Below are 25,952 nucleotides of genomic sequence, written 5' to 3' on the forward strand. Positions count from 1 at the left end.
TCGGCTCACGATAAACAGACTCTCGATGATCCAAAAATGTAAAAATAAATGGATCTCTAAGCTGTTAATAATTTGTGTATAAGCATAAAGTTCATTGGCTATGAATGATTGTAATCAAATCACTTAGATGGATAATCAGGCGGTTTGCCTATAGGTGGTGCAATTTTATTTTGAAAAAAATTTACGTTTAATCGCAAGGTTTCAGCTGAAAAAACCAAGTCAAATGACTTTGACTTGGTATGGAAAATGATACAACTCATTTAAACTTACGCTTAGTTTAAGCTTGGTCTAGGGTCATCAAACTTGCATTCCCACCAGCCGCAGCAGTATTAATACTGATGGCTCGCTCAATGAGTAATGCTGCAAGTGGAATCTTATCGTTGGCATCATGATGTGTGACGCCAACAATAGCACCTTGACGTTGTGCAATTGTGGTTTGTAAGACTTTCAAATTTTGTGTAGAACCTTGATGGAGTACTGCATCAAATTCATCATTGGATAAGTCATTGATCATAAAAAATTGTTGCTGTAAGTTCTTTGGCATGGATTGAATCATTTTTAATGCTAAAGTATTTGTCGCTAAAATGCCCACTTGACTATTTAAAGTCATTACAGCATTGAATTGATTCAATAACGCATTTTCTTGTTCGGCAATTACGGCAATGCGATGGCGCGCAACAATATGATATTGATTTGATTCTCCTGTTGGTCCAGGCAGTGCGTATAAAGCCAGAGGTGAAATATATGCGTGCAGTTTAATCTGCGGATACTGTTGCTTTGCCCATAGCTGGAATTGCTGTTGCACTTCGGAAGGTGTCAAATTTAACTGCTCAGAAATATTTTTAACTGTCCCAAAGGCAACAGCAGCTAACTCTGCTTGTTGCATGAGTTTATATAAGTAAATAGGACCGCCAGCTTTAGGACCTGTACCTGAAAGTCCTTCACCACCAAACGGTTGAACCCCAACAACAGCACCCACAATGTTTCGATTGATATATAAATTACCCACTTCAGCATGTCCAATGGTGGTTTGAATCGTTTCATCAATACGGGTATGTAGACCCATGGTCAAACCATAGCCTTTGGCATTAATTTGAGCCAAAAGTTGTTTTAACTCTCCGTATTTGTAGGTAATCACATGCAATACTGGACCAAAGACTTCACGTTTTAAATCATCAAGATTTGGTAACTCAATCAAAGTCGGAACAATAAAAGTCCCTAAATTTAAGTCTGAACTTGGTGTGTCATAAGCCAATTGATGTATTTTATGACCTTTGTTACGCATCATTTCAATATGGTTGGCAATATTTTGCTGTGCTTCAAGGTCAATTACAGGTCCAATATCAGTCTTGAGTAAAATCGGTTGACCGATATTTAATTGCTGCATGGCGCCTTTCAACATTTTGATTAAAGTTGCTGCATTGTCTTCCTGTACACACAATACTCGCAGTGCCGAACAACGTTGACCCGCACTATCAAAAGCTGAGTTAACTGCATCAATCACGACTTGTTCAGTCAATGCTGACGAATCCACGATCATGGCATTTTGACCACCTGTTTCGGCAATCAGTGGAATGGGTTGACCTGTTGGACTCAAACGTTGTGCAACTGTTTTTTGCAAAATTTTAGCCACTTCGGTGGAACCCGTGAACATAATACCTTGAATACGTTCATCTTGACTGAGTTTTGCACCGACTGTTTCTCCGCGTCCAGGAAGTAGCTGCACGACAGATCGTGGAATACCTGCTTCCCAAAGGATTTGAATTGCTTGTGCTGCGATCAAAGGAGTTTGTTCTGCAGGTTTGGCAATCACCGTATTGCCTGCAACTAAGGCTGCCGAGATTTGTCCAGTAAAAATAGCAAGAGGGAAGTTCCATGGGCTGATACATAAAATTGTCCCAAGCGGCGTAAGATGTTGATCTATACTTTGCATCTGTGCGGCATAGTAACGCAGGAAATCAACAGCTTCACGTACTTCAGCAATGGCATTACTGTAGGTTTTGCCACTTTCGCGGCAGAGTAATACCATAAGCTCTTGCAGACGTGCTTCCATTAGGTCAGCCGCTTTCAGTAGTAAGTTGGCACGAAAATCCTTAGAGGTATTTTTCCATGCTTCAAATGCACGATGTGCATTGTCCAATGCTAAATCTAACTGTGCAGATTCCGCTTCAATGACATGACCGACAATATCTGTATGATCTGATGGGTTGAGAATTTTTTGTGAATTTGCTGCATCAAAATCCGATACATTAGACTGATCAATTAAACTATAACTGTTCCATTGATACTTTAAAAAATGTTGAACGGTTTGATTTAGAGCTTTTAATTGGCTGTCATCGGCAAGATCAAAACCTTGTGAGTTTTGACGAATTCCCTGATATAACTGATGCGGTAGTGGAATTGCAGGATGTTTTAAACCAATTTGATGTTCTTTTTGCGCAGTTTCAATAATTTCCTGAGCTGGATTTTCAATCAAATCTTCAATGGGAATATTTTTGTCCGCAATACGATTAACAAAAGAAGTATTGGCGCCATTTTCCAAAAGACGACGTACAAGATAAGCCAACAAGGTTTCATGATTGCCGACAGGTGCGTAAATACGGCAAGGAATACCTAATTTCTTCGCCGAAATATCTCCCACTACTTGTTCGTATAAAGGTTCACCCATGCCATGTAAGCATTGGAATTCATATTGACCCAGATAATATTTTTGTGGATCTGCCAGTTGATAAATCGTGGCAAGCGTTTGCGCATTGTGCGTGGCAAATTGAGGGTAAATTTGCTCTGGTGCTGCAAGTAATTTTTTTGCACAAGCAATATAAGATAAATCTGTATGAACTTTACGGGTAAAGACTGGATAGTCAGAAAAACCATCAATTTGTGCTTTTTTGATCTCACTGTCCCAATAAGCACCTTTAACCAAACGGATCATTAAGCGTTTATGACTACGTTGAGCGAGGTCTATTATATAATCAACCACATAGAAACAGCGTTTCTGATAGGCTTGTATTACAAAGCCGATACCTTTCCAATCAGCAAGTTGTGGCTCAAAACATAAACGTTCGAGCAATTCCAAAGAAAGTTCTAAACGATCTGCTTCTTCTGCATCAATATTTAGACCAATATCATAATTTTTTGCCAAAAGCGCTAAATTTAAAATACGTGGATAAAGTTCGTGATGAACACGTTCAGTTTGCGAACGTTGATAACGTGGATGTAGTGCAGAAAGTTTGATGGAAATACCAGGACCTGCATAGACATCCTTGCCTTCCGACGCTTTACCAATCGCATGAATTGCTTGAGTATAATCATCAAAATAGCGATCCGCGTCATGTTCAGTGAGTGCAGCTTCACCCAACATATCGTAAGAATAACGAAAACCTTTATCTTCAAGTACTTTGGCATTATCCAATGCTTCTTCAATGGTTTCTCCAGTTACAAACTGTTCACCCATCATACGCATGGCAACATCAACAGCCTTACGGATAATACCTTTACCTGTACGTGCCAGAAGAGAGGTAAGTACGCCTGAAAGGCTAGACTGTTTTGGTGTTTCCATTAATTTGCCTGTCAGCATTAATCCCCAAGCTGCGGCATTGACAAACATCAGATTACTTTGCCCTAAGTGATCTTTCCAGTTGCCTTGATTAATTTTATCGCGAATTAATAAATCTCGTGTGGCACTATCAGGAATACGCAGCAAAGCCTCAGCCAGACACATCAAGGCGATTCCTTCTTGAGACGATAAAGAAAACTCTTGAAGTAAGCCTTGTACAATACCAGCTTTACCTGATGAGCTTTTACGATCTCTTAGACTATGCGCCAAATTAAATGCGGTGTCATAGATCTTTTGACTCATTTCTTCAGACAGTTGACTGTGTTCAATTAGATTTTCAACACACTCTGGTTCAGCACGTCGCCATGCTGAATTGATTGCATCTTCAAAGTCTGTTTTTTCTTTGAATTCAGTGATGTAATCTAAACTTGGTGCGAGTTTAGGGTCTAAAATTTGGGGTGAATTCATATTCATTGTCAACGTCCTGTGACTCGCAAATATTTTTGTTGAGCTGTGTGGTTTATATAATTTATGATTGCAGAATATTTGGTGAATAACTCACTATAATTTTAAGAATATTTAGAGAATTATTCTATGGAAAGTGCATATTTAACGCTGGATCGTATAGATATTCGGATTTTAGAAATTTTGCAAAAAGATGGAAAAATTTCCAATATTAAACTCGCTGAAGAAGTTAATTTGTCTCCTACAGCAGCCTTAGCCCGTGTACAGAAACTCACAGCGGAAGGGTATATTCTTGGTTATGAGGCTAAGCTTAACCCCAAGATGCTGGGAGCAAATTTTGTGGTATTTGTTGAGATTTTATTAGACAAAACGACCCCGAATGTCTTGGATGCCTTTTCAGAGGCTGTGGTTCAATATCCTGAAATTATGGCTTGTCATATGATTAGTGGAGGCTTTGATTTTTTGGTGAAAATTCGCTGTGCCAACATGGAAGCTTTTCGGCATATTTCGGGACAAGTATTGTGGCAGTTGCCTGGTGTCAAGGAAACACGAAGCTACCCAGTCATGGAAGTAATTAAAGACAGTTCACAATTACATCTTAATTTTAAATCCAAAGTAAAAGCGAAAAAATAATAAAGGGGCATCAGCCCCTTTATCGTTTCATGATCTACGCTTATAAATTTTTCATTTCACGGTCATATATTTGTTCAGCATCATCAAAACGATCAGTGACTTCTTTTTCAGGCACTTTACCCAATAAACTTACCACAATGATACTGATCAGAGAGAAGATAAAACCAGGAATGATTTCATAAAGCCCAGTCGCGGCCATGGTGTTTTTCCAAACAATTACAGTCACAGCACCGACAATAATTCCGACCAAAGCACCATTTAAAGTCATGCGTTTCCAGAACACTGAAAGTAAAATCAATGGTCCAAATGCCGCGCCAAAACCTGCCCACGCATAAGCAACTAAACCAAGTACTTTACTTTCTGGGTTAAAGGCTAAAATAATGGCAAGCACAGAAATCGCAAGCACCATCAAACGACCGACCCAAACCAGTTCAGTTTGTGACGCTTTTTTACGAATAAAAGACTTATATAAATCTTCGGTTAATGTACTTGAACAGACCAAAAGTTGGCAGCTTAGGGTACTCATCACAGCAGCAAGAATTGCCGCCAAAACAACACCTGCAATCCACGGGTTGAATAATATTTTGGTGAGTTCCATAAATACTGTTTCAGGATTTTTTGCCACAATTGCTGCTGAAGGTATATCTGGATGTGCTTGAAAATAAGCAATACCGACATAACCTACTGCCACGGCACCAGCTAAACAAAGAATCATCCATGCCATACCGATACGGCGTGCATTTGGGATTGATTTGACTGAATCTGCAGCCATGAAGCGGACCAGAATATGCGGTTGACCAAAATAGCCTAAGCCCCAAGCCATTGATGAAATAATGGCAATAAAACTTACCCCTTGGAACATATTTGCAGCATGTGGACGAGCAGTTTCAATTAATTGCGTCACATGTTGTAAATCACCTACAGCCAAGAAAGTCATGATTGGCGCTAGCAACAATGCGAAAATCATTAGACCTGCTTGAAAAGTATCTGTCCAAGAGATAGCAAGGAATCCACCGATGCAGACATAACTGATGGTTGCAATCGCGCTGACCCAAAGTGCGGTGGTATAGTTCATTGCAAAAATACTTTCGAATAAACGTGCACCTGCGACCATGCCTGACGCGCAATAAATACCAAAGAAAATCAAAATGACTAATGCAGAAATAATGCGTAGGACTTTTTTCTTATCGCCGAAACGACTGGTGAAATAATCTGGCAATGTCAGGGCATTGTTCTGTACTTCAGTGTGAACACGTAAACGACCTGCGACCAAATACCAGTTTAACCATGCACCGATGATTAAGCCGATCGCAATCCATGACTCAGATAAACCCGTGAGATAGATTGCGCCTGGCAGCCCCATGAGCAACCAACCACTCATATCAGATGCACCTGCTGAAAGCGCGGTGACAAAACTACCTAAACTTCGACCACCCAAGATATAGTCTGAGAAATCAGTGGTCTTTCTATAGGCATATAAGCCGATACAGACCATTGCAATAATATAGAAAATAAAGGTTACAACTGTGGGGTCGATTGAGTCCATATCTAATTCATTCCTTGTGGAGCAAATCTCCAAGTTTTATTTTTTTCACATGAGTTTCACGAGCGGATTCTTTCACATAAATAAAAAATATCGCTGTAATTTTTATAAGGTGATTATGCAAGTTTTTTGTATCCAATTGTACATTTGGATACAAAAGCGAAAATCAGCATTTATAAAGCAAATTTAAATAAAATGCTGTGCATTTTCACATTGAAGAAGTATCAGTGAATGTGGTTACATAAAGTTACATGAGCAACAATACTGTATCATATCGAAAGATTGCGGATAGAAATGACATATTTTGCTAATACAAAATTTTTATAGAGAGAATATGATAGGAAATGCACGGCTATAGTGCATAAATAACGAGAATATCCCATGGAAACAGTCCAACTTGCTGCAGAAATTACAAGAATAGAAAAAGATTTATTGGGAAGCAAAGAAGTACCTATAAATAGTTACTACGGCATCCATACCGTTAGAGCTTTAGAAAATTTTAATATTTCTAAACATACTGTCGGTGAACAAAGCTTTTTTATCCGCGCATTAGCCCAAGTTAAAAAAGCTTCGGCACAAACCAACTTTCAATTTAATAAAATATCGGAAGAGATGAGTTTAGCCATTCAACAAGCTTGTGATAAGTTAATTGAAAATCCTCAAGACTGGAAAGATTCATTTCCATCGGATGTTTACCAAGGCGGTGCGGGTACATCGATCAACATGAATACCAATGAAGTGATTGCAAATATTGCTTTAGAGTCACTTGGTTATGCAAAAGGTCGATATGATATTATTCATCCCAATGATCATGTCAACAAATCACAATCCACCAACGATGTTTATCCGACAGCGTTACGTCTAGCGACATATTATTCATTCGATCTTTTATTTGAAAAAATGAACAATTTGATCAGTTCGCTCATTTTAAAAGCATCAGAATTTCAATTTGTACTGAAAATGGGGCGAACTCAATTACAAGATGCCGTGCCGATGACATTAGGTCAAGAATTTCATGCCTTTGCCACTCTATTAAAAGAAGATGTACGTTTAATTAAAAAAACACGAGAACTTTTATTGGAAATTAATTTAGGTGCGACTGCAATTGGGACAGGTGTAAATACACCGCATGGTTATGCAGCACAAGTTAATCATAATTTAACCGCTTTAACTGGTCTAAAGCTGATTGGCGCTGAAGATTATGTTGAAGCGACGAGTGATTGTGGTGTTTTTATCATTCTTTCCAGTGCATTGAAGCGTTTGGCTGTCAAACTTTCTAAAATTTGTAATGATCTACGCTTGCTGAGTTCCGGACCACGTACAGGATTATGGGAAATACGCTTACCCGAATTGCAAGCAGGTTCATCAATCATGCCTGCAAAAGTTAATCCTGTTATTCCTGAAGTGGTCAATCAAATTGCTTTTAAAGTAATTGGCAATGATCTGGCGATTACTTTTGCTGCTGAAGCAGGGCAATTACAGTTGAATGTAATGGAGCCTGTGATTGCGCTCTCGATGAATGAATCCATTGAGTTATTGATTCATGGGATTCAAACCTTGGATGAGAAATGTATTCAGGGCATTATTGCCAATGAAAAAACCTGCTATGACGCTGTAATGCGCAGTGTGGGCATCATTACTCTACTTGATCCTATTTTAGGGCATGCAAAATGTGATGAAATCGGGAAACAGTGCATAGCTGAAAATAAAACCATTCAAGAGGTTTGTATTAGAACAAGGCTTATTAACACAACAACAGTTAGATGAAATTTTCTCATTTGAAAATATGATTTCTGAAATTGCAGTACAGTCTTATGATGAAATAGGGCATACAGGTTAAACAAGCATCAAATAAATAAAATAGATCAGTTCTTAATACAGCATTTCGATGCTGTATTTTTATGCATGGTAAAAATCGGAAAATGTCTTTATAATCTCAAAAACTTAAAAATCATTAACTAAAGTCAATAATTTATGAATAATAAACATTTAATCCTCGCGCTTAGTCTTGTTCTAATTTCTGGATGTGCAAAAAAAGCAGAAGAAGCTGCTGAAAGTGCATCTGCACAAGATTCACAAGTGGTTGCGCAAGATGCTGTACAAGCCGCGGATGCTTCTGAAAAAAGTAATGAACAAGCTGCTGAAAATACTGTTGATACCACACCTGTAACTGAACAAAAGCCTGAAACCATTTTAAGCACCGATGTCAGTCAAGCAGAAAAAGCGCGTCGTATGGTGCGAGAAGCACAAGTTAATTTTACGGCTAAGGATGTGGTAAAAACTGCTTTAGAAATCGATAAGCTTACTTTTCAGGCAGGTGGTTTTATTGAGCAGAAGAATATCAGCTTTGATGTGTTAGATAAACAAACGCAAAAAATTGGTGATGGTAAAATTCGCGTTTTTGAAAAAGTTGATCCGCATGCAGAAATTATTGTACGTGTGCCTAGTGACAAAGCTGCTGTGTATGTAAATCAATTATTGCCTTTAATGTACTTTTTGAACCAGCAACAGTATTCCGCAAAACGTTTTGAGTTAAAGCTATTGGAAGAAAAAATGGCACAAACTCAGACTGTACCAAGTGATACTAAACAGTCTCAACTGAATGAAATCTCTCGTTTAACACAACTTGAAGTGCAAGACCGTGTTCGTTTCAGCACCATTAGTATCACCATTAAACAACCAGCAATGGTTCGTGAAAGTTTAGATGTCGATGTAGATGCAGTAGCACGTTTAAATGGTGATGGTTTTTGGAAACGCGCTTGGGAAGGTGTTCAGTACGGTTGGCAATTTATTTTGGACTTGTTGGTGATTTTAGTGACCATTTGGCCACTTTATTTACTGATCATGGTTGGATGTATTATTTATCGAATGACGAAGCCTTTATTGAATAAGTTATTCAATGATTCATTAGCAACTAAGCCAATTAAGGATGAGAAGAAAGAGCAGGCTCACCCAAATGATGAAAATAAATGATTCATCAAAGTGTATGATGAAGTCTTTAAAACCAGTGTAATTACACTGGTTTTTTTAATGCTTTGTGAATTTTTCAAAAAGTTGCTGCATACCATCCGTTGCGTTCATTTTTAGACATTCATATTGTACTGGTACACGCGAATGGCTGGCTTGAGGGTCAATATAATATGCTTCACAATATTGTGGAATTTCATAAATCAAACCTGCGACAGGATAAACAGCCAAGGCTGAACCAATTACAATAAAGATATCTGTATCTTGAACAGTCTGGATTGCCTGTTCATAAGCAGGCACAGCTTCACCAAACCAAACGACGTGTGGGCGGAGTGGATAGCCTTCAGGGCATTGATCTTTTTCTAAATCCAACTTCCAACCTTGAATGGGGTAAAATTCATTGCTGTATTCCGCATGTGGTTTTGAGCTTTTGGCGAGTCGAATGTTGCCATGCAGATGGATCACCTGTTGACTTCCTGCACGTTCATGAAGGTCATCTATATTTTGAGTAATGACATGTACCTCAAAGTATTGTTCAAGCTCAGCAATGATTCTGTGGGCGAGATTGGGCTTGGCTTCAAGTATGTTTTTACGACGTTCATTATAGAAACGCTGAACCAATTCAGGATTACGTTGCCACGCTTCAGGTGTGGCGACTTCTTGGATATTGTAGTTTTCCCATAATCCACCACGATCACGGAAGGTATCAATACCACTTTCCGCACTCATTCCTCCACCTGAGAAAATCACAATTTTTTTCATCATATAAGCATTTGAAAATTTTTAAAATACTAACATAAATACATTTAAATTTTAGGGAATTCTATTTCCTAAGGCGTATTTTGTTATAAACTATTCACATTAAATATTTCGATATTTGGAATATTTTTATAAAAATCAGACTGTAATGTAGTAGAAATACGTTAAATGGAATAGCATGGAAACACGAGATATTGTCAATGCACCTGAAGTTAAAAAAACAATAGTAGAACGTAGCCAACGCCGTAAAGATGACCCAGAAATTACCCAATGGTTTGAAAAAAAATTCTTTGAATATGTGATTAAACATTTTAATCCTGTCTTTCATGTCAATTCAGTTGCTGCTTGGAAAATCTGCCAGTTACCTCAGCCGATTCCTGCATGGTTTTTGAAAAAACTTGAACAACAACCAGATAGCCACATGCTGTACATTGATCCTTTGCATGAACAGATTTTGGCGCTAGAAAAACCACTATTAGAATTTTTTAATTCCAGACTCAAAACAAATCTAAAAGGCAAATTCATGAAAATGACTTATGACCAAGTGTTAGACGCTTGGCATAAAGATCATGAAGCAATGAAAAAGCGTTTGGAAAAAGGGCAATGGGACAGTTCTGAACACGCGATTAGCGAGGTTTTAGCGGTAGATACGGGACGTTTTATTGAAATCACCGCCACAGGGATGTTGCTGCGTAAAGAGATGGCTTTTGAGTCACGTTATATGCAACATTGCCTAGGGCAGTTCGCTAACCTGACTGAACTTAAAGATGGCTATGGTGAGCATTATGTGACACAGAAAGAATATGGTCTATTTCGTTATTTTAGCCTAAGAGATGCTTCTAATAAGCCACATGTCACCATTAGTTTAGAATGGGATGGTGAAGCGTGGTGCATTGAGCAAATTAAGGGGAAACAAAACCAAGTTCCAGTTAAAAAATATGTGGATGATGTTTTATTATTTTTAAATCATATTCAACCAAAAAATAATCACAATTCAGATTGTTCGAATCTTGGAATTATATATCGTCCTGAACTTTTAGACTCACAGCAAATTGATGATTCAGTTGAGCAACAGAAAAATACCTTACTGCACATTGAACAACTGCCATATTTTTACTTTTATGAATTAAGCGATCCATTGGTTGTTGAAGGAATTGTGATGCAAAATCCAGATTTAATGGATCTATGTACACAACAAAGCTCAGTTTTACAATGGATGATGTTGGCAACAAATAAAGAGGAATACATTCAAAACCCGCAAAATATTTTAATACAACAAGTCATGCAATTTAATCAAACAGATTTTGATCAAAGAAAACTAAATATTCCACTAAAATTTGAAAAGAAAAAAACACTTCCAATTATTTTACATTTGATCTTATTGCCTTTTTATCTCATTTTTTTAGTGTTAGGTATGCTCAGTCAAATTCCTTGGATTGGCTGGATATTTAAAATTTTAATGTTTGTTTTTGCAATTCCTGCAATGCCATTTTTAAAAAGTAATGCAGATCAAAGAAAAAAATGGGCTTTGGCAACAGGTGATTTGATTTATGTACGCAATAAAATTTCTTGTGATGATGTGGATACACTAATGCTTGATGATTTTAAAAATCATGAAGCAAAATTTAGAACACATTTAGATCAACTTTTGAAACTAGAACAGAATAGTCAAATTGAACGTTTGCAAAAAATTGAATTCTTTTTAAAAGAGTATTTTTATGTTGGCGACTTATATGGTTGGTATGATTTGAATCAAGAGGTTCGACCTTATTATCGTGATGTTTTGGTCTATGCCCACATCCAAAAAATTATCATGATGCGCTTATTGCATCAATTTGAATATGTCGGTGAAGATGAAGCTTGGCAATACATTTTGGCTTCGGCTCAAATTATTCAAGAGTGTTGTACAAGCTGGCAGGAAATGGGGCAATATTATGCACAAGGTCGTGAAATTGACTTGATTGTGCGCCATTCGGACTATAACAATTATGATAAATCTGCACGCCATGAAATCCAGCAATACCTTGAAAAACGTTCATGCAATTGGAAATCTTTGGACTGGAATTTAACACTTTTACCAGAACTTGCAGACTTAAAAATCCAGCCCATTATGTTTGATTCCGCTCGAACATCCCCAGATTACAGTATGAGAGCTTCATCATGATTAAAGCTGAGTATGTCCATGAAAGTTTAAGAAAAGAGGGGCAATATCCACTGGGTCTACTCGAAAATAGACAATATGAAGCCTTAGAGCAATTTTTTACCCAACTATGGAATAGCCGTACTGAGAAAAGTGCTTTTCAATGGGAAAGTGATTGGTTTGCTTACCCTTATCAAATGTTTTCTGAGATGTTTTTAAATCAAGGACCTCAGGCACTTCAGCACCTTGAAGAGTGGTCAAAAACATACCCTGAGAGCATTGCTGTCCCACAATTTTTCACAAGAGGAAGCTCATTTGAGCTTCCTCTTGTTTTATGGGTATTTTATCGGGTGAAAATAAAGCTTTTAAAGTTCTTCTTTCAAACAAATTCACTTGAATTATTCTGAGTAAACGTTGAACTGTCCAACCTGTTTTTCCTAAATGTCGAGCGAAACTCACCAATAAATAGGCGATCATCGCAATCCAGATTTGTGTCTGAATTGCGTTCCTGCTGCGGCCTAGAAACGCTTTTAATTTGAGATTCTGCTTAATCGCCTTAAAGAACAGCTCAACTTTCCAACGATCTTTATAAATCGCCGCAATGGTGGAGGCGGCTAAATGAAAGTTATTGCTGAGAAAGCTAAAGTGCTTGCCACTTTGCTGATCTCTATATTCAATTCTTCTTAACACTGGGGCTTTTCTTTTTAGGGCATGTGCGCTATTCAGCTGAATGGTTTCATCTTTTAGAATACCTTTGGATTCAAGCACTGGATGTTGCTGGATCACCTGATACACAGATTTAGGCCTAAAACGTGTGACAAATCCAATGTTTTGAGCAGTCAGATTTGCATACCATTGGTAATCGACATAGCCTTTATCAAAAACTACAATGCTGCCAGCAGGAAACTGGAATTTGCGGCCTTGTACCATGTCATTTTCTTTGCCATTTTCAACTGCAACAAACTCAGGAATATCATTGCTGTGATTCAATCCTATACTGAGTTTCATGCTGGCTTTTGAGTCGTGAACTTTGGCCCATTCACATAAAGAAAGCGACAGGTCAATATGACTGGCATCCAAGGAATACAAGGGATTCTTAAAGCGAAATTTATGAGCTACTTTTGAGTGTTCATAGTATTTAAGCAACTTGTAAAATAGCTGTTGATACAAGGCAGCAGGCTGCTGCTCATTGATTCGTGCCAGCGTGCTTCGGGGAATAGACTTTGCTCCGAGATGACTCAGCTTTTCCTGTTGGCACTCCAAATTGGATTGAATATCTCTCAGACTTTGCCTACAAGAGAATTGAGACATCAATATGGCAATAAACTGATCCCACCGGGAAGCCGCTCTAAATTTCTGTCCAACATGGTGTACTTTAGCAAGTTGTTCAAAATCCTGTCGCACAACAGGTTTAATTAGCTCATGAAATACGGTATTCTGATGTGACAAAACCTGAATCCTGGTCGTTAAAGTGTTTGTTTGCACTCATATTTTAACTGTTAGGACTCAGGTTTTTTTATTTAAAGCAAACTATGGGACAGCAGTGACCCTGAGAGTTTTTTTCCTTATGTGATCAAGGTACGTTATTGGGCATTTTGGGCTTCTGAATATCGCGGAGGAACTTGGGCAAATCAAGTTTCAGAAGATATGTGGGATTGTGCTCGTGAAGCACAAAAGCAGATTTATATAACTGCAATGCAAGCAATCGCTTTTTCTCCAAATGCTTGGACTGTTGTGATTCACTTACTCAATGCAGCAGCAAAGCTGGATGAACCAAAGTGGTTTGATAAGTGGTTATTTAAACAAAAGCAACCTCAAAATTTAAAACATGTCATTAAACCCAAATTACAGAAAATTGCCAAGTTAAGTGGATTATCAACAGATTTAGCTTTGACATTGCCTCAACAAATTCCAGACATGCTTAAACCGTATCTGGATTTAAAATCTGAATTGGATTTACCACAAAATGAAGCGGCATTTTGGTTGAAAGTTTTTCTTGATCAGTCTCAGTATGGTCTTGTTGCTGCAATTGACTATTGCTGGTATTTATTGCCACGTTGGGGCTATAACTATCAGGCAATCATTGAGTTTATACAATCTGATTGGTGTGATCATTTTACTGAAATTGAAAAAAATGAACTTCACTTTGTGATGTGGTACGACTCTGTAGAGGACAGCTATTCCGATGATCAAACGGGCGAGATTAAAAAACATATTCAAATCGCTTTAGACTTATTAAAACGTCCTTTGAGTGAAAAAAATCGCGCTAAGATTTATTTGCGTTTGGCGTATTTTTATACTTTGTTGAATGAGTCTGATGCAAAAATTCTAGATTGTTATTTGCATACGATTGGGCATGATGTATTTGATGAATATGATTTGCAACGTGCTATTTATTATTGGTTTAAATATGCAAAAGATCATGATTTTTTAGGTCATATTGCTATTTCCAATCGTAAAACCCTAGCCAGCGCAGCGGTTCTTTATGGATTACTTACTCAGCATGGTTGGTCTGGTGTAGAAAAAAATCCATTGGTGGCTCAGTCTTGGTTTGAGTTCGCTAAAAGTTTAGAAAAACCTAAAGCTTTTCCTGAAGGTGAATACTGTTGCTTCTATCGTGTTTATAAAAGTTTTGATGAACTTGAAAGCTATCCTGATGTGATTGATATGTTACACGCCGCATCAGAGCTTGGTTATGTCAACCCAAGTTTTACCAGTGGTTATATTCATTCAAGAGAAGATTCGAGTTTATATGATGTAGATATAGCTAAGAAGTATTCAAACAAAGCTGCTGAACAAGGGCATTATATTGCCATGTATAATATGGGGGTAAATTACCTTAATCGGGGTATTAAAGATGATGAAAGCAACCCATTTCCATTATTAAAACAAAGTTTGGATTATTTTGAACAAGCACGAATAGGACTTGAAAAATCACGCACAGATGGTACTTATGAGTATCAAGAACTTGAAGATGACATCATAGACCTATATGCGGATCGCTTATATCACTACAGTTATTACCCTGAGTTGGGTGATGTTATTATTCCGCAATTGGTTTCGCATGGTTGGAATCGGCATATCAAGGCAATGAGTGCATTAGCAAGGCTTTACGCAGATCAAGCCAATCGTCCGCACTACTTTGACTATACGATGGCAGTCAAATGGTGTGAGGCAGCACGTTTACAAGATCCTGAAAACGATGATGTACTTGATGCAATTGCTGTGGTTGAAACAGATTCGATGAAAAAGATTTTGAAATATCAGTTCACAGTCGACAAAATCCCCGTTGAAGATATGCCGGGTCGACAGGACGTATTGTTTTAAATGGCGTTTCATGGTCAAGGTGTTGATCAGAAATTTATATAGTCAATCTGTTGAAAAATAGACATTAAATATAATTTCTAGATCAATAAAATCAATGCGATAAATCTATTGTTTGATGATATAAAGCTCGCAATGCTGCACTTTACATCCAAAGTTTAAATTGTTTTTGTAGGCGATGCTTTACTTTGCTAAGTAAATTTTTTGTTGAATCGCATTCTTGCGCTGTAATCAAAGCAGCGCTTTGTCTTTGCTCATATACCACGGCTCAACATGGTGACATCCATATCGATACTTTGTTTTTTTAAACAAAGCTAGATTCAAGATTCGCTAGTGTTATTGCAAAGTGTAGAGGGGGATTATTTTAATAATTTAATGTGTTTGATGAAATAAAATGATTCATCCTCACTTGGACCTGCAACACGTCCTGCATTTTTCTCTAATTTGATGTCTGCTTGAACCTTTTTTTCAAAGTGTTGCTTTTTAAGTGTTTGTCCATCTATTTGGTCATCTGGATCAAACCATTTGCCACATTTCTGATCGCAGTAGGCATGAATCGTCTTATCTTGTACATTTTTCAACATTAATGAAAGGTTCATCTACACCACCACCATCCACCAAAATATAGTTTTGTGTTTTGGCATAGGCACTCAGACTAATCGCGAAAGATATAAATATAAGTGAGAGTTTTTTCATTATTTCCTCAGGATATTCTATAGTCTTATGATTTAATGCTATATTTTACATGAAAAATTTTAAGGTCTGTATAAACAGACCTTAAATCATTGCAAGAGATTAGTGATCGTGATGTAAATATTTGGGTTGTTTCGGTAGTTGCATACTACAGAATAAACAAATTATCAGCATGACAATCACATAAACGAAGAACGTGTTTTCATGTCCTAAATCTTTTAATTTAAGCGCGACAGCGGGGGCTGAACCGCCAAAAATTGCATTTCCGACGGCATAAGCAAAACCAACGCCTAATGCACGAATATGCGGTGGGAACATCTCAGCTTTTACCAGTCCACTAATGGAGGTATAAAAGCTCAGTAACATCATTAAGAACACCAACAATGCGGTCACAATAAATGCTGAACCACTAAAATATGGCATAGCGATTACCATGACTGGATAAATAAAGATTGCACAACTGATACTAAACAGCATCATGGACGATCGACGACCAATTCGGTCTGCCAGCATTCCAAACAATGGTTGAGCGCACATAAAGATAAACAATGCAATGGTCATCATATAACCCACTGTTTTATCAGCGAACCCTAAACTGGTGATATAGGTTTTTGAATATACCGTGATGATATAAAAACACAAAGAGCCTGCCGAGGTATAACCAACCACCAGTAAAAAGGTGCTCCAATTCTTGGTCAGTAACTCTTTCAGACTTCCTGAACCTTCTTTACGTCCATCATCTTCAGAAAGTGTTTCTTTCAAATGACGACGAGCAAAGAACGAAAGAATCGCAACTACACCGCCAATGATAAATGGAATACGCCATCCACCATCCATAAGCTGTTCTTTTGACATCAGTGCCAACATGATCACGCCAAGTAGACTCGCCAAGAGCTGTCCGCCAGACAGTGTTACATACTGGAATGATGAGTAAAAACCACGTTGACCTTTTAAAGCCACCTCACTCATATAAGTGGCTACTGTCCCATATTCACCACCTACTGAAAGCCCTTGCAACAGTCTGACCGCTAACAATAAAAATGGGGCAGCCATACCGACTTGTTCATAGGTTGGAAGTGCTGCAAATAAAAATGAGCTGACCGCCATTAAACTAATGGAAATGATCATCGACTTTTTACGCCCAAAAGTATCACCAATCCATCCAAATAACCAACTGCCGATTGGGCGCATAAAAAAGCTGGCAGCAAAAACACCCCACACATAAATTGCTTTAGTGGAGTCATTCATATCGGGTGCAGTTAATGCATGGGTAAAATAGGTGGCAAAAGCGGCATAAATATAAAAGTCAAACCATTCCACTAAGTTACCAGATGCAGCGCCGACAATAGCCATGACACGATTACGTTTTTCGTGAGGCGCGTAGGTATGTGTTTCAGTCATAAAACATCCTTATTTTTGTGCTGCAATAATTTATGTTTAAAAATGAGAAAATTAGACTTTTTAAATTCCAAATTCTTTTGATGATTTTAGATTTAAATCATGAATGAAAAGCGACATTGGAACAAAAAATACACAGCTTACTACATGTCAATCTATAAAATTATGCATGAATGCTATTGTTTTTATTTGCGTAATATGAGAATTTATAGATTAATAGCATGTTATAAAAATAAATATATAACACTAATAATCAGATATGTTTTGTGTACTTACAAGTTTTATAATTTTTAAATTTCCTTGGTTAAAAACATATTTAAACTGATCGAATAAAATGAGAATTTTAACGGGAATAGTGAATTGAGTTTTTATTTGTCATGTTTATATAAAAATAACTATAAATTATATAATAACTCACAGAATTGATAGGCAATCATGCAATAAATTTAATTTCATAATATGTCCTGTAATTTATAAAATACTGTGAAAATTATCAATAAATCAATTAATTAGCTTTCATGTGAAAAATATTTTGTGGTAGACAAATCATGATATTTTATTATATGGTGATGGTGAATTTAGAAAAAATACACAATAGATCATGTTTAATAATATTAATTTTGTTTTGGAAAAAATGGGACTTTCTGCTCAAAAACGGGCTTTACATATTCAATTTAGCAATCCCAATTTGGCTGCCCATGTATTCTTGCAACGTATCGATGGGATACATACCATCAATGATGGCTTGAATTTACAACTTATTTGTTTATCTACACGAAACAATATCGCCTTAAAAAGCTTTATTGGGTGTCGTGTAGCCGTTGATATGGTCAATGACCGATCTGAGTTGCATCGCATTTCAGGAATTGTGACTAAAGCTGAGCTGGGTTCCTCGGATGGTGCGTTGACAATTTATCGTCTTTCTGTAGAAGACCCAACTGCGCTTTGGAAGTATCGAAGAAACTCGCGAGTATTTATGAATATGTCTGCTTTACAGGCAGTAGAAGTCATATTTAATGAATGGCGAGAAAGATCTCCACTGTTTGCTTCAAGTTTGACTTTGGATAAAAGTGGTTTAACCAAAGACTATGATATTCGACCCTTCATTATGCAAAATAATGAACGAGATATAGATCTTATTCAAAGGCTTCTAGCATCGGAAGGCGTGACCAGTTTAATTGATGAGACACAGCTTAAAGTGTCTTATTTTAATGAACAAATCCAACCTCAAAAGCTTCGTTTAATTGATGACAATACTCAATATAAAAGTTTAGAACGTCGCATTATCCGTTTTCATCGAAGTTCGGCTGTCGAACAGCAAGACACCATCACAGCATTGACAGGTTTACGTTCACTTCAACCGACGTCTGTACATATTCAACGATGGCAAGCTGATATGTTAGATATAGAAGAAGGCGCAGGCAATGTTTTAAGTAAGTATCAGCAGAGTGAAAACTATGACAATGCCAGTTTAGGTTTAGAACAAGTATGGCAGTTTAGCCCTGCATGGACCCAAGACTTGAATGGAGAAGAAGGAGTAACGCCATCGGGTAACAATCAGGTTGAGCGCTTTAACCAAAACCTCAGCGATTACTACGCGTTACAAACTAAACAATTTATCGCTATATCGACAGTAAGAGATGCGCAGGTTGGCTATTACTTTGAGCTTAACCAACATCCAAACCTAGATCTAAAAGATGTTGCCGATCGGCAATTTCTGATTATATCCAAAACCTTTTATCACCAAAATAATTTACCGAAAGATTTGTCTCATAAATTTGAAATGTTATTGAAACAAAGCCAATGGCAACTCACCCATATCACCGCAAACAACAGCGAACAACGCCAAGCCAATCAGTTGCTGTTACAACGACGCAATATAGCCGTTGTCCCTGAATATAATCCGCTGAAACATCGACCTACTACATATCCAATGCGAGCGAGAGTAGTCGGACCGAGTGAGGAGGAAATCTATGTCAATGAACGAGGTCAGATCAAGGTAAATTTCTTGTTTACCCGTCACGAAGACCACCAACATGATGGTGGCGCAGGCGCGAACGATAATGATACTGACTCGGCTTGGGTGGATGTATTAACGCCATGGGCAGGCGAAGGCTATGGGGTACGATTCTTACCGAGGGTCGGAGAGATCGTCATGATCTCGTTCAGTGATGGTGACATTGATAGACCCTTTGTAGTGGGACGAATTCATGAAGGGTATCGCTATCCGACCAAGTTTGATGACCAAGGAAAGCTCCCTGATACTAAAAAACTTTCAGGGATCAAAACTAAGGAATATAAATCTGATGGGTTTAATCAACTGCGCTTTGACGATACTACCAACCAGATCAGTACTCAGTTACACAGCAGTCATGCGACAAGCCAACTGAATCTTGGGAATTTAAGCCATCCAAAAGAAACCGAGACCAGTGAAGGGCGCGGAGAAGGTTTTGAATTAAGAACAGACCAATGGGGTGCAGTACGTGCAGGGAAAGGCTTATTGCTGAGCACTTATACTCAAGACCAAGCCAAAGGCGATCATCTTGATGCAACGCCTGCCAAGAAACAACTTGAAGGCAGTCAAAACAAAAGTAAAGCACTCAATGATATCGCCAAGAACCAAAAGACCGATGAAATAGAATCAGTTGAGCAACTTAAAATATTTGCTCAACAGCTCCAACAAGAAATTGCCAAATTTAATCAAGCGGTGCTTTTACTCAGTTCCCAAGATGGAATTGCTTTAAGCACACCTGAAAATATCCATTTATCTGCGGATGCTCAAATCAATCAAATTGCTGGTGACAGCATTAACTTTAGTACGCAAAAGAACTGGATTGTGCATGCCAAAAATAAAATAAGTTTATTTTCAGTGATGAATGGCATCAACATTATCGCAGCACAGGGGAAATTTAATATTCATGCGCAGGCAAATGCCCTAGATATATTTGCCAAACTTGGGATCACAATATCTTCGACAGAAAACCGTGTTGAAATCAATAGCTCGAAAGAAGTTCAGATTACAGGCAAATCTTCGCGGATTACTTTGAACAGTGCTGGTATTTTATGTGAAACAGATCGAATGTTTGAGGTAAAGTCTGGGCAACAAAAGTTTGAGGGAGGGGTGCATGTACTTAGTACTAAAATAAGTTTGCCTATGCCAAAAACATTATATAGCAATAGAATTGATTATAGTTGGAATGATGATATTGGCAATAAAAAGGAAATTTTTGTTTTAGATCAAAATAAAAATTTAATAAAATTTGAAACCGATAAATTAAATGAAAAAAAAGCCATTAGTTCTTTACGTTTTTATACATTGCATGAAGCTGAATTTATTGCATTAGGTTTTGATTCTTCAAATGTTTCTTTCATGCAAAAACGTTTAGATGGAAAAAATAAAGATGAATTATTAGAAGAAGCTTTATTTGAATCTAGTGATAATGATGTCTATACTGAAGAGGATTTTTAATAATGTCTGAACTAACAACTATTGTTGCAAAATTTTTCGATAGCTCTGGAAAATATATAATAAATTTAGATGTCAAATCAAGATATTTAGGTTCATCTAAAGACAACACTAGAAAAACAGATAACAAAGGTTTTTTTGTATTTCAGGCATCCCGTAATAGAACAATTGAAATTCTTGCTAAACCACCAAATCAGCAAAGGTATATAATTTTTAAAACTATAAATTCATCCATAGAAAGCTCAGAAAACAATCCAGTTGTCGTTTTATTACCTAAGACTATTGATGATTATAAAAAAGTAAATAATTCTTTAAGTAAAGGAATAGTGAGTACTTTGTTTAAAGTAGTAGATAGTAATGGAAGAATTATGGTTAATTTTCCAATTCAATCCAGACCAAAAGGAAAAAATAACTCTCCTGACAAATATACAAATAATCAGGGTATTGTAGAAGTTTTGTCATCATCGAATAGAGATATTGAAATTTTAGTGCTTAACTCTAGAGATCAATTTGAACTTAAATTTTCTGGAAATTCTGGAAATGGAACAAAGCAACCAATACTAATTAGGCTAAACGAAAAGTATAGTAGTTTTAAAGGGACAACATTAATAAAGGTACTGGATAAATCAGGTCAACACTATGCAGTTGATGATGTAGATGTAGAGATGATTTTTGATAATAATCAAAAAAAGAATCTAAAAATTAAAAAAGGACAATTGAAATTAAGTAATTGGGTTGGTCAAAAAATTAAATTAACTATTTTTAAACCAGATGGAAATCCTTTAGATTCAGTAGATTTTATGGTTAGAAGAGTAAAAGAAGAGTTTATTGATTTACAGTTAAATGTAGATGTTCTAAATGGAAGAACTGCATTAAATGAACCAAATATTTCTAGACGTATAGAGGACAGTATTTCTGGAGAAATTATTTCATTGAGTTTTTTTAAAGAAGTATATGGAGCAAAAAAGTTATTTTGGCGTAATGAAATGAATGGCAGACCCACAAAGGACACAACACCAGAACAATTTTTACCCGTTTTAAATAAAGTATTACTAAAATATAATATGACAGAAAAGCTAATTCTTTGTCATTTTCTTGCTCAAATCTACCACGAATGTGATCACTTCAATACATTGATTGAATACGCAAGTGGAAAAGACTATGACATTTCGAATTTTCCTCAATCAGTATGCGAAGTTCAAAAAAGCCGAGCATGTAGACGCCGTAAACAAATCATATCAGAAGGAAATACGACACCAGGTGATGGACCTAAATATAAAGGTAGGGGATTAATTCAACTTACATGGAAAAGTGCTTATATTAAGTACAAAAATTATTCTGGGCTTGATGTGGTTACTAATTCAGATTTATTGTGCAATGACCTTTCTCATGCTGTAGAAAGTGCAGTATGGGCTTTTAATGAGTTTAAAAACGCAGATACTTTAGTCCGTAATGGCTATACTGATTTAGATGCTACATATACTGATTCACATCATTTAGTTGTAGTGGATAAAGTAAGTAGAAGAATTAATGGCGGTATTAATGGTCTGGCAGAAAGGAAAAAATTGTTTTTTAAAATATTAAGAGAGGTTGAGAAGAGAAATGGGTTTAAGTAAAATAATTATTTTTATAATATTTTTATCTTATTCAATGTTAGTGTCTGCTAATGATGAGTTGTTTATTGGAAATCATAAAATTTATTTTAAACATGGGGGAGAGAGTATTTTTCTATTTACAGATAATAATTATTGTTTTAATAAAGATGCTTTTTCTATTGAAAAATTAACAAATGATGATAGAAAATATTTATTTGTAAATTATACAAATGATTGTAACCCTAGTGGATTATATCAAATATTTGATATATCAAGAAATAAGGCAGAAAAATTTTATTTAAGCCCTTTAAATGACCCTATTGTAGATTATAAAAAGAAGCAAATTATAGAAAATTTTAAAGTTGGAGCTATAACATATACACGTATATATGCATTGAGAAATGGGAAATATTCTTTATTGGAAGAGTTGGAAACACTCGGCAATGGTTTGAATTTGAGTAAAATTTATGCAGATAATGTGCCTGTTTATTCTTTACAAGATGATTCAAAAAAAATAATTAAGTATGCACAGATAAATAAAAAGAAAGTCTTTTTACTTAATCAGTCTTTTATTTTAACAAAAAAATATTTAGTTGAGGGTGATAAATTTGATATTTATAATGTTGTTAAAATTAATGGGCTATATTATTTAAGTATAATTTTTAAAGGAAAGTATAAGTTAACAAAAGGTTATATTAGATTATCTGAAATTTTATAAAAATTTTTTATTCAAGAATGGTTGAATTGTTGTTTTAAAATTCGAATGCATATATTTGTTTTTAATCTAATTCCTTAAGAGTAATATGTTTTGGAGGAGAGTAATTGGTGAGATTTTTATTAACAATCATTTTTATATTTAGCGTTTGCACTGTACAGGCTAAAAATGATATTAAATATACTGGTTACGAGATTGGTAATAGGTATAAATTATTACAAAGTTTTATTGCTGATTATGAGGTTGAAAATGGAGGTCCTATATTGGATGGTAAGGTAAGTATATATAAAACTAATAATAATAAATGTATTCTTGTTTCAAAAATTGATGGTGATTCTGGAGTATATGGTACAGAAACCATCTTATATTTTTATAACTCAAAAGTTTTATATGGATACTATGTAAATTACAACTATATATTTTTAAATGGTGAGGGTTCTATTAAATTAAATAAGGTAAATTATGAAAACCCTGAAAGTGGAAACTCACTGATTGAGTTGAAAAAAGAATTTAGTAGGTACATAAGTAATATTAGTAAAAATACTTTAAGAAAGTGTTCTAATTAATTAAAATTTTTTCTGTTGACCTATTCCCATTCGGAAGATGGTAAATTGAATTTAGGTTGAAAGTCTGATGCTAAAAAATATAGAAATTTTAACTATGGTAGCTCAAATAGCATCGAATTATGATTTGTAATGGGGAGAGACATGGACAAAAAGGGCGATCCTTATTTTGAATTATATCCGAATGGTAAGGCTTGGCGTATTTTAAAGCCTCAGCTTTTGCAATTAGGGGTAAGTAATTATAAAAAAATAACTTTTTAAAAGGATGACTTTATTATGATTCTAAGAATTTGCATAGCCTTAGTGTTCTTTATAACTATAAATGTCAAGGCAAAAGAAAATTTACTTACTGGTGAAGAAATTAGTAAAAAGTATAAAGTAGTACAATCATTAAATATTCCTGAAAATTATGATAATGGTATGGTATTAACTATGTATGCACATATTTATAAAATTAATGTTACGCAATGTGTAATTGTTTCAAGGTTAGATAATGAATCTAATTTTGGAGGATATGAGAGTATAGTTTATTTTAAAAAAGGAATAATGTTGAGGAGTTCACAACAAGAATTTGCCTCTATTTTTTTAGATGATGATGCTAAAATTAAATCAGATCAAATAAAATACGGAAATTATTTAAATGGAAAAGAAGTACAAATAGGTTTAAAAGAAGATTTTATTGAATATAGAAAGAAATTTAATAAAAAGACTTTAGCAGTGTGTTAATTTTTTAATGTTAGGTTTTTTTTGAAATTTTTTAAAATATTGCGATAAAATTAAAAAAACAATGAATAACTCAATACATAGAGTCCACAACAATATTTTATTTAAAAAATAATATAAAAACCCCATTTAATCAATGAGGTTTTAGAATAATACAAATGAATTTTTACTTTATTGACTCGGTGTAGAGTCCTGAACTGGCATTGGAGTCTGAACTTTTGACTGCTTTGGGGTTAACAGTAAATGACTGATCATTCCAATACAAATACCCCAAAAAACCGAACTAAACCCTAAAAAGTGCATTCCAGAAACCGTTGCGAGAAATGTAATTAAGGCGGCATCTCGCTGAGAATCATCTTTCATAGCAACACTCATATTGGTTGCAATTGCCCCTAACAATGCCAAGCCCGCAAGTGCTGCAATCAGTTCTTTTGGTAAAATACTAAAAAGCATAACTAAGCTACCTGCAAATAAACCGCCCAGAATATAAAAAATACCATTGGCAATACCTGCAATATAACGTTTTTCTTTAAGCTCATGAGCATCTTTACCTGTACATAGTGCAGCCGTAATTGCAGCAAGTACAATGGTGATTCCACCTGTGAATGCAACTACAATCGAGGTGATGCTTGCGACAGTTAAAATAGGTTTTGCAGGAGTTTGATAACCACTCAGTTTTAAAATAGCCATACCGGGTAAAAACTGCCCAGTTAAGCTGACAATGGTGAGTGGAATCGCAAGGTTTAGTGTAGAAGACCATGTCCATTCAGGGTAAATCATATGTGGAATCGCAAGAGAAAAATCCATTGCAACAGGTTGGATTTGTCCTAGACTGAAACTCAGAACAACACCTGCAATCAGTACCCAGATAATGGCATAACGGGGAGAATACCGTTTTGCCAATAAAAAACAAATCAGCATACCAAAGACAAGATAAGGCATGTGATCCGTGGCTTTAAAAAGTCCCAGACCAAACTGAAAAAGAATGCCTGCCATCATACCGGCAGCCAGTCCTTGAGGAATCCATTTTAAAAGTTTATCAAAGGAGCCAGTGGTGCCGATTAAAAAAATAATCACTGCCGATGTGATATAAGCTGCAACGACTTCATTTAATGAAATATGCGGGAACAATGCCACAAGCAATGCTGTTCCGGGCGCAGACCATGCTGTAATAATTGGGGTTTTAAACTTAATGGATAAAATAATACCCGCAATCGCCGCGCCAATCGAACTTCCCCAAATCCATGATGCCATCATGGAAGAAGAAACGTTGGCTTGTTGGGCGGCTTGAAAAAAGATAATCATGGGTCCCGCATAAGAAATCAGTACAGCTAAGAACCCCGCGACTGTTGCGGAAATTGACCAATCTTGCTTAAGTGTTTTTAACAGGGTTGCCATTGGGCAAAGCCTCC

General features: G+C 36.1%; 16 protein-coding genes and 2 pseudogenes. 10 read left to right on the plus strand and 8 right to left on the minus strand.

Annotation, left to right across the window (positions count from 1 at the left end; translation table 11 throughout):
- Nucleotides 1-277: 277 nt before the first annotated feature.
- The gene (gene putA, locus TOL5_RS09790; protein ID WP_151781565.1) at nt 278-4,030 is read right to left on the minus strand and encodes a trifunctional transcriptional regulator/proline dehydrogenase/L-glutamate gamma-semialdehyde dehydrogenase; all 3,753 of its coding nucleotides are present in this window, start codon (nt 4,028-4,030) and stop codon (nt 278-280) included.
- Nucleotides 4,031-4,150: 120 nt separating this feature from the next.
- On the opposite strand from putA, the gene TOL5_RS09795 reads away from it, so the two are divergent.
- Nucleotides 4,151-4,654: an Lrp/AsnC ligand binding domain-containing protein gene (locus tag TOL5_RS09795; RefSeq protein WP_004830526.1), complete on the plus strand. Its 504-nt coding sequence runs from the start codon at nt 4,151-4,153 to the stop codon at nt 4,652-4,654.
- Nucleotides 4,655-4,694: 40 nt separating this feature from the next.
- Here the strand turns inward: TOL5_RS09795 and putP are convergent, their stop codons facing one another.
- Nucleotides 4,695-6,200 carry a sodium/proline symporter PutP gene (gene putP / locus TOL5_RS09800; RefSeq protein ID WP_221260696.1) on the minus strand — a complete coding sequence of 502 codons (1,506 nt, stop codon included), beginning with the start codon at nt 6,198-6,200 and terminating at the stop codon, nt 4,695-4,697.
- Between the two features lie 378 nt (nt 6,201-6,578).
- Between putP and aspA the strand changes: the two are divergent.
- Together aspA and TOL5_RS09810 are read left to right on the plus strand one after the other, a co-directional pair.
- Nucleotides 6,579-8,037, plus strand: a pseudogene (gene aspA / locus TOL5_RS09805) (aspartate ammonia-lyase).
- A gap of 134 nt (nt 8,038-8,171) precedes the next feature.
- Nucleotides 8,172-9,170 carry a DUF4349 domain-containing protein gene (locus TOL5_RS09810; RefSeq protein WP_004830529.1) on the plus strand — a complete coding sequence of 333 codons (999 nt, stop codon included), beginning with the start codon at nt 8,172-8,174 and terminating at the stop codon, nt 9,168-9,170.
- A gap of 54 nt (nt 9,171-9,224) precedes the next feature.
- Here TOL5_RS09810 and TOL5_RS09815 read toward each other — a convergent pair whose 3' ends face one another.
- On the minus strand, nt 9,225-9,926 hold the full coding sequence (locus TOL5_RS09815; RefSeq protein ID WP_221260719.1) for an SIR2 family NAD-dependent protein deacylase: 702 nt from the start codon (nt 9,924-9,926) through the stop codon (nt 9,225-9,227).
- Nucleotides 9,927-10,101: 175 nt separating this feature from the next.
- Between TOL5_RS09815 and TOL5_RS09820 the strand changes: the two genes are divergently transcribed.
- Nucleotides 10,102-12,087, plus strand: coding sequence for a DUF1266 domain-containing protein (locus TOL5_RS09820; RefSeq protein WP_151781564.1), 1,986 nt, complete (start codon nt 10,102-10,104; stop codon nt 12,085-12,087).
- Nucleotides 12,088-12,360: 273 nt separating this feature from the next.
- Here TOL5_RS09820 and TOL5_RS09825 read toward each other — a convergent pair whose 3' ends face one another.
- Nucleotides 12,361-13,512, minus strand: a complete 1,152-nt coding sequence (locus TOL5_RS09825) for an IS4-like element ISAbe18 family transposase (protein WP_005176703.1) — start codon at nt 13,510-13,512, stop codon at nt 12,361-12,363.
- A gap of 90 nt (nt 13,513-13,602) precedes the next feature.
- Between TOL5_RS09825 and TOL5_RS09830 the strand changes: the two are divergent.
- Nucleotides 13,603-15,390: pseudogene (locus TOL5_RS09830) on the plus strand (DUF4034 domain-containing protein); the annotation flags it as partial.
- 356 nt (nt 15,391-15,746) lie between these two features.
- Here TOL5_RS09830 and TOL5_RS09835 read toward each other — a convergent pair.
- The 3 genes from TOL5_RS09835 to TOL5_RS09840 form a co-directional block, all read right to left on the minus strand.
- Complete coding sequence (locus TOL5_RS09835) at nt 15,747-15,986, minus strand: hypothetical protein (RefSeq protein ID WP_227549096.1); 240 nt, start codon at nt 15,984-15,986, stop codon at nt 15,747-15,749.
- Entirely contained in the window at nt 15,949-16,083 is a 135-nt protein-coding gene (locus TOL5_RS22615) for a hypothetical protein (RefSeq protein WP_265092561.1), read from the minus strand. Before TOL5_RS22615 ends, TOL5_RS09835 begins: the two co-directional genes overlap by 38 nt.
- Nucleotides 16,084-16,182: 99 nt before the next feature.
- Nucleotides 16,183-17,481 carry an MFS transporter gene (locus TOL5_RS09840; protein WP_004830535.1) on the minus strand — a complete coding sequence of 433 codons (1,299 nt, stop codon included), beginning with the start codon at nt 17,479-17,481 and terminating at the stop codon, nt 16,183-16,185.
- 598 nt (nt 17,482-18,079) lie between these two features.
- On the opposite strand from TOL5_RS09840, the gene TOL5_RS09845 reads away from it, so the two are divergent.
- The 5 genes from TOL5_RS09845 (at nt 18,080) to TOL5_RS09865 (ending at nt 24,543) form a co-directional block, all read left to right on the plus strand.
- Nucleotides 18,080-20,947 (plus strand): type VI secretion system Vgr family protein, encoded by a 2,868-nt coding sequence (locus TOL5_RS09845; protein ID WP_221260697.1) that lies wholly within the window; start codon nt 18,080-18,082, stop codon nt 20,945-20,947.
- Between the two features lie 2 nt (nt 20,948-20,949).
- Complete coding sequence (locus tag TOL5_RS09850; protein WP_042088661.1) at nt 20,950-22,560, plus strand: glycoside hydrolase family 19 protein; 1,611 nt, start codon at nt 20,950-20,952, stop codon at nt 22,558-22,560.
- Entirely contained in the window at nt 22,547-23,257 is a 711-nt protein-coding gene (locus TOL5_RS09855) for a hypothetical protein (RefSeq protein ID WP_221260698.1), read from the plus strand. The genes TOL5_RS09850 and TOL5_RS09855 overlap by 14 nt, the downstream gene beginning before the upstream one ends.
- Nucleotides 23,258-23,364: 107 nt before the next feature.
- The gene (locus tag TOL5_RS09860) at nt 23,365-23,820 is read left to right on the plus strand and encodes a hypothetical protein (protein ID WP_139421139.1); all 456 of its coding nucleotides are present in this window, start codon (nt 23,365-23,367) and stop codon (nt 23,818-23,820) included.
- Between the two features lie 273 nt (nt 23,821-24,093).
- Nucleotides 24,094-24,543 carry a hypothetical protein gene (locus tag TOL5_RS09865; RefSeq protein ID WP_221260699.1) on the plus strand — a complete coding sequence of 150 codons (450 nt, stop codon included), beginning with the start codon at nt 24,094-24,096 and terminating at the stop codon, nt 24,541-24,543.
- Between the two features lie 168 nt (nt 24,544-24,711).
- Here the strand turns inward: TOL5_RS09865 and benE are convergent, their stop codons facing one another.
- Entirely contained in the window at nt 24,712-25,938 is a 1,227-nt protein-coding gene (gene benE, locus TOL5_RS09870) for a benzoate/H(+) symporter BenE (protein ID WP_042088665.1), read from the minus strand.
- Nucleotides 25,939-25,952: the final 14 nt, after the last annotated feature.

The sequence above is a fragment of the Acinetobacter sp. Tol 5 genome (assembly GCF_019702905.1).
GTDB classification, from domain to species: Bacteria; Pseudomonadota; Gammaproteobacteria; order Pseudomonadales; family Moraxellaceae; genus Acinetobacter; species Acinetobacter bereziniae.

Coding starts and splice junctions, on each gene's coding strand:
- TOL5_RS09845 (WP_221260697.1), top strand. CDS start 18,080: ATGTTTAATAATATTAATTTTGTTTTGGAAAAAATGGGACTTTCTGCT.
- benE (WP_042088665.1), bottom strand. CDS start 25,938: ATGGCAACCCTGTTAAAAACACTTAAGCAAGATTGGTCAATTTCCGCA.
- putA (WP_151781565.1), bottom strand. CDS start 4,030: ATGAATATGAATTCACCCCAAATTTTAGACCCTAAACTCGCACCAAGT.
- TOL5_RS09795 (WP_004830526.1), top strand. CDS start 4,151: ATGGAAAGTGCATATTTAACGCTGGATCGTATAGATATTCGGATTTTA.
- TOL5_RS09810 (WP_004830529.1), top strand. CDS start 8,172: ATGAATAATAAACATTTAATCCTCGCGCTTAGTCTTGTTCTAATTTCT.
- TOL5_RS09850 (WP_042088661.1), top strand. CDS start 20,950: ATGTCTGAACTAACAACTATTGTTGCAAAATTTTTCGATAGCTCTGGA.
- TOL5_RS09815 (WP_221260719.1), bottom strand. CDS start 9,926: ATGAAAAAAATTGTGATTTTCTCAGGTGGAGGAATGAGTGCGGAAAGT.
- TOL5_RS09840 (WP_004830535.1), bottom strand. CDS start 17,481: ATGACTGAAACACATACCTACGCGCCTCACGAAAAACGTAATCGTGTC.
- TOL5_RS09855 (WP_221260698.1), top strand. CDS start 22,547: ATGGGTTTAAGTAAAATAATTATTTTTATAATATTTTTATCTTATTCA.
- TOL5_RS09820 (WP_151781564.1), top strand. CDS start 10,102: ATGGAAACACGAGATATTGTCAATGCACCTGAAGTTAAAAAAACAATA.
- TOL5_RS09865 (WP_221260699.1), top strand. CDS start 24,094: ATGATTCTAAGAATTTGCATAGCCTTAGTGTTCTTTATAACTATAAAT.
- TOL5_RS09835 (WP_227549096.1), bottom strand. CDS start 15,986: ATGAACCTTTCATTAATGTTGAAAAATGTACAAGATAAGACGATTCAT.
- putP (WP_221260696.1), bottom strand. CDS start 6,200: ATGGACTCAATCGACCCCACAGTTGTAACCTTTATTTTCTATATTATT.
- TOL5_RS22615 (WP_265092561.1), bottom strand. CDS start 16,083: ATGAAAAAACTCTCACTTATATTTATATCTTTCGCGATTAGTCTGAGT.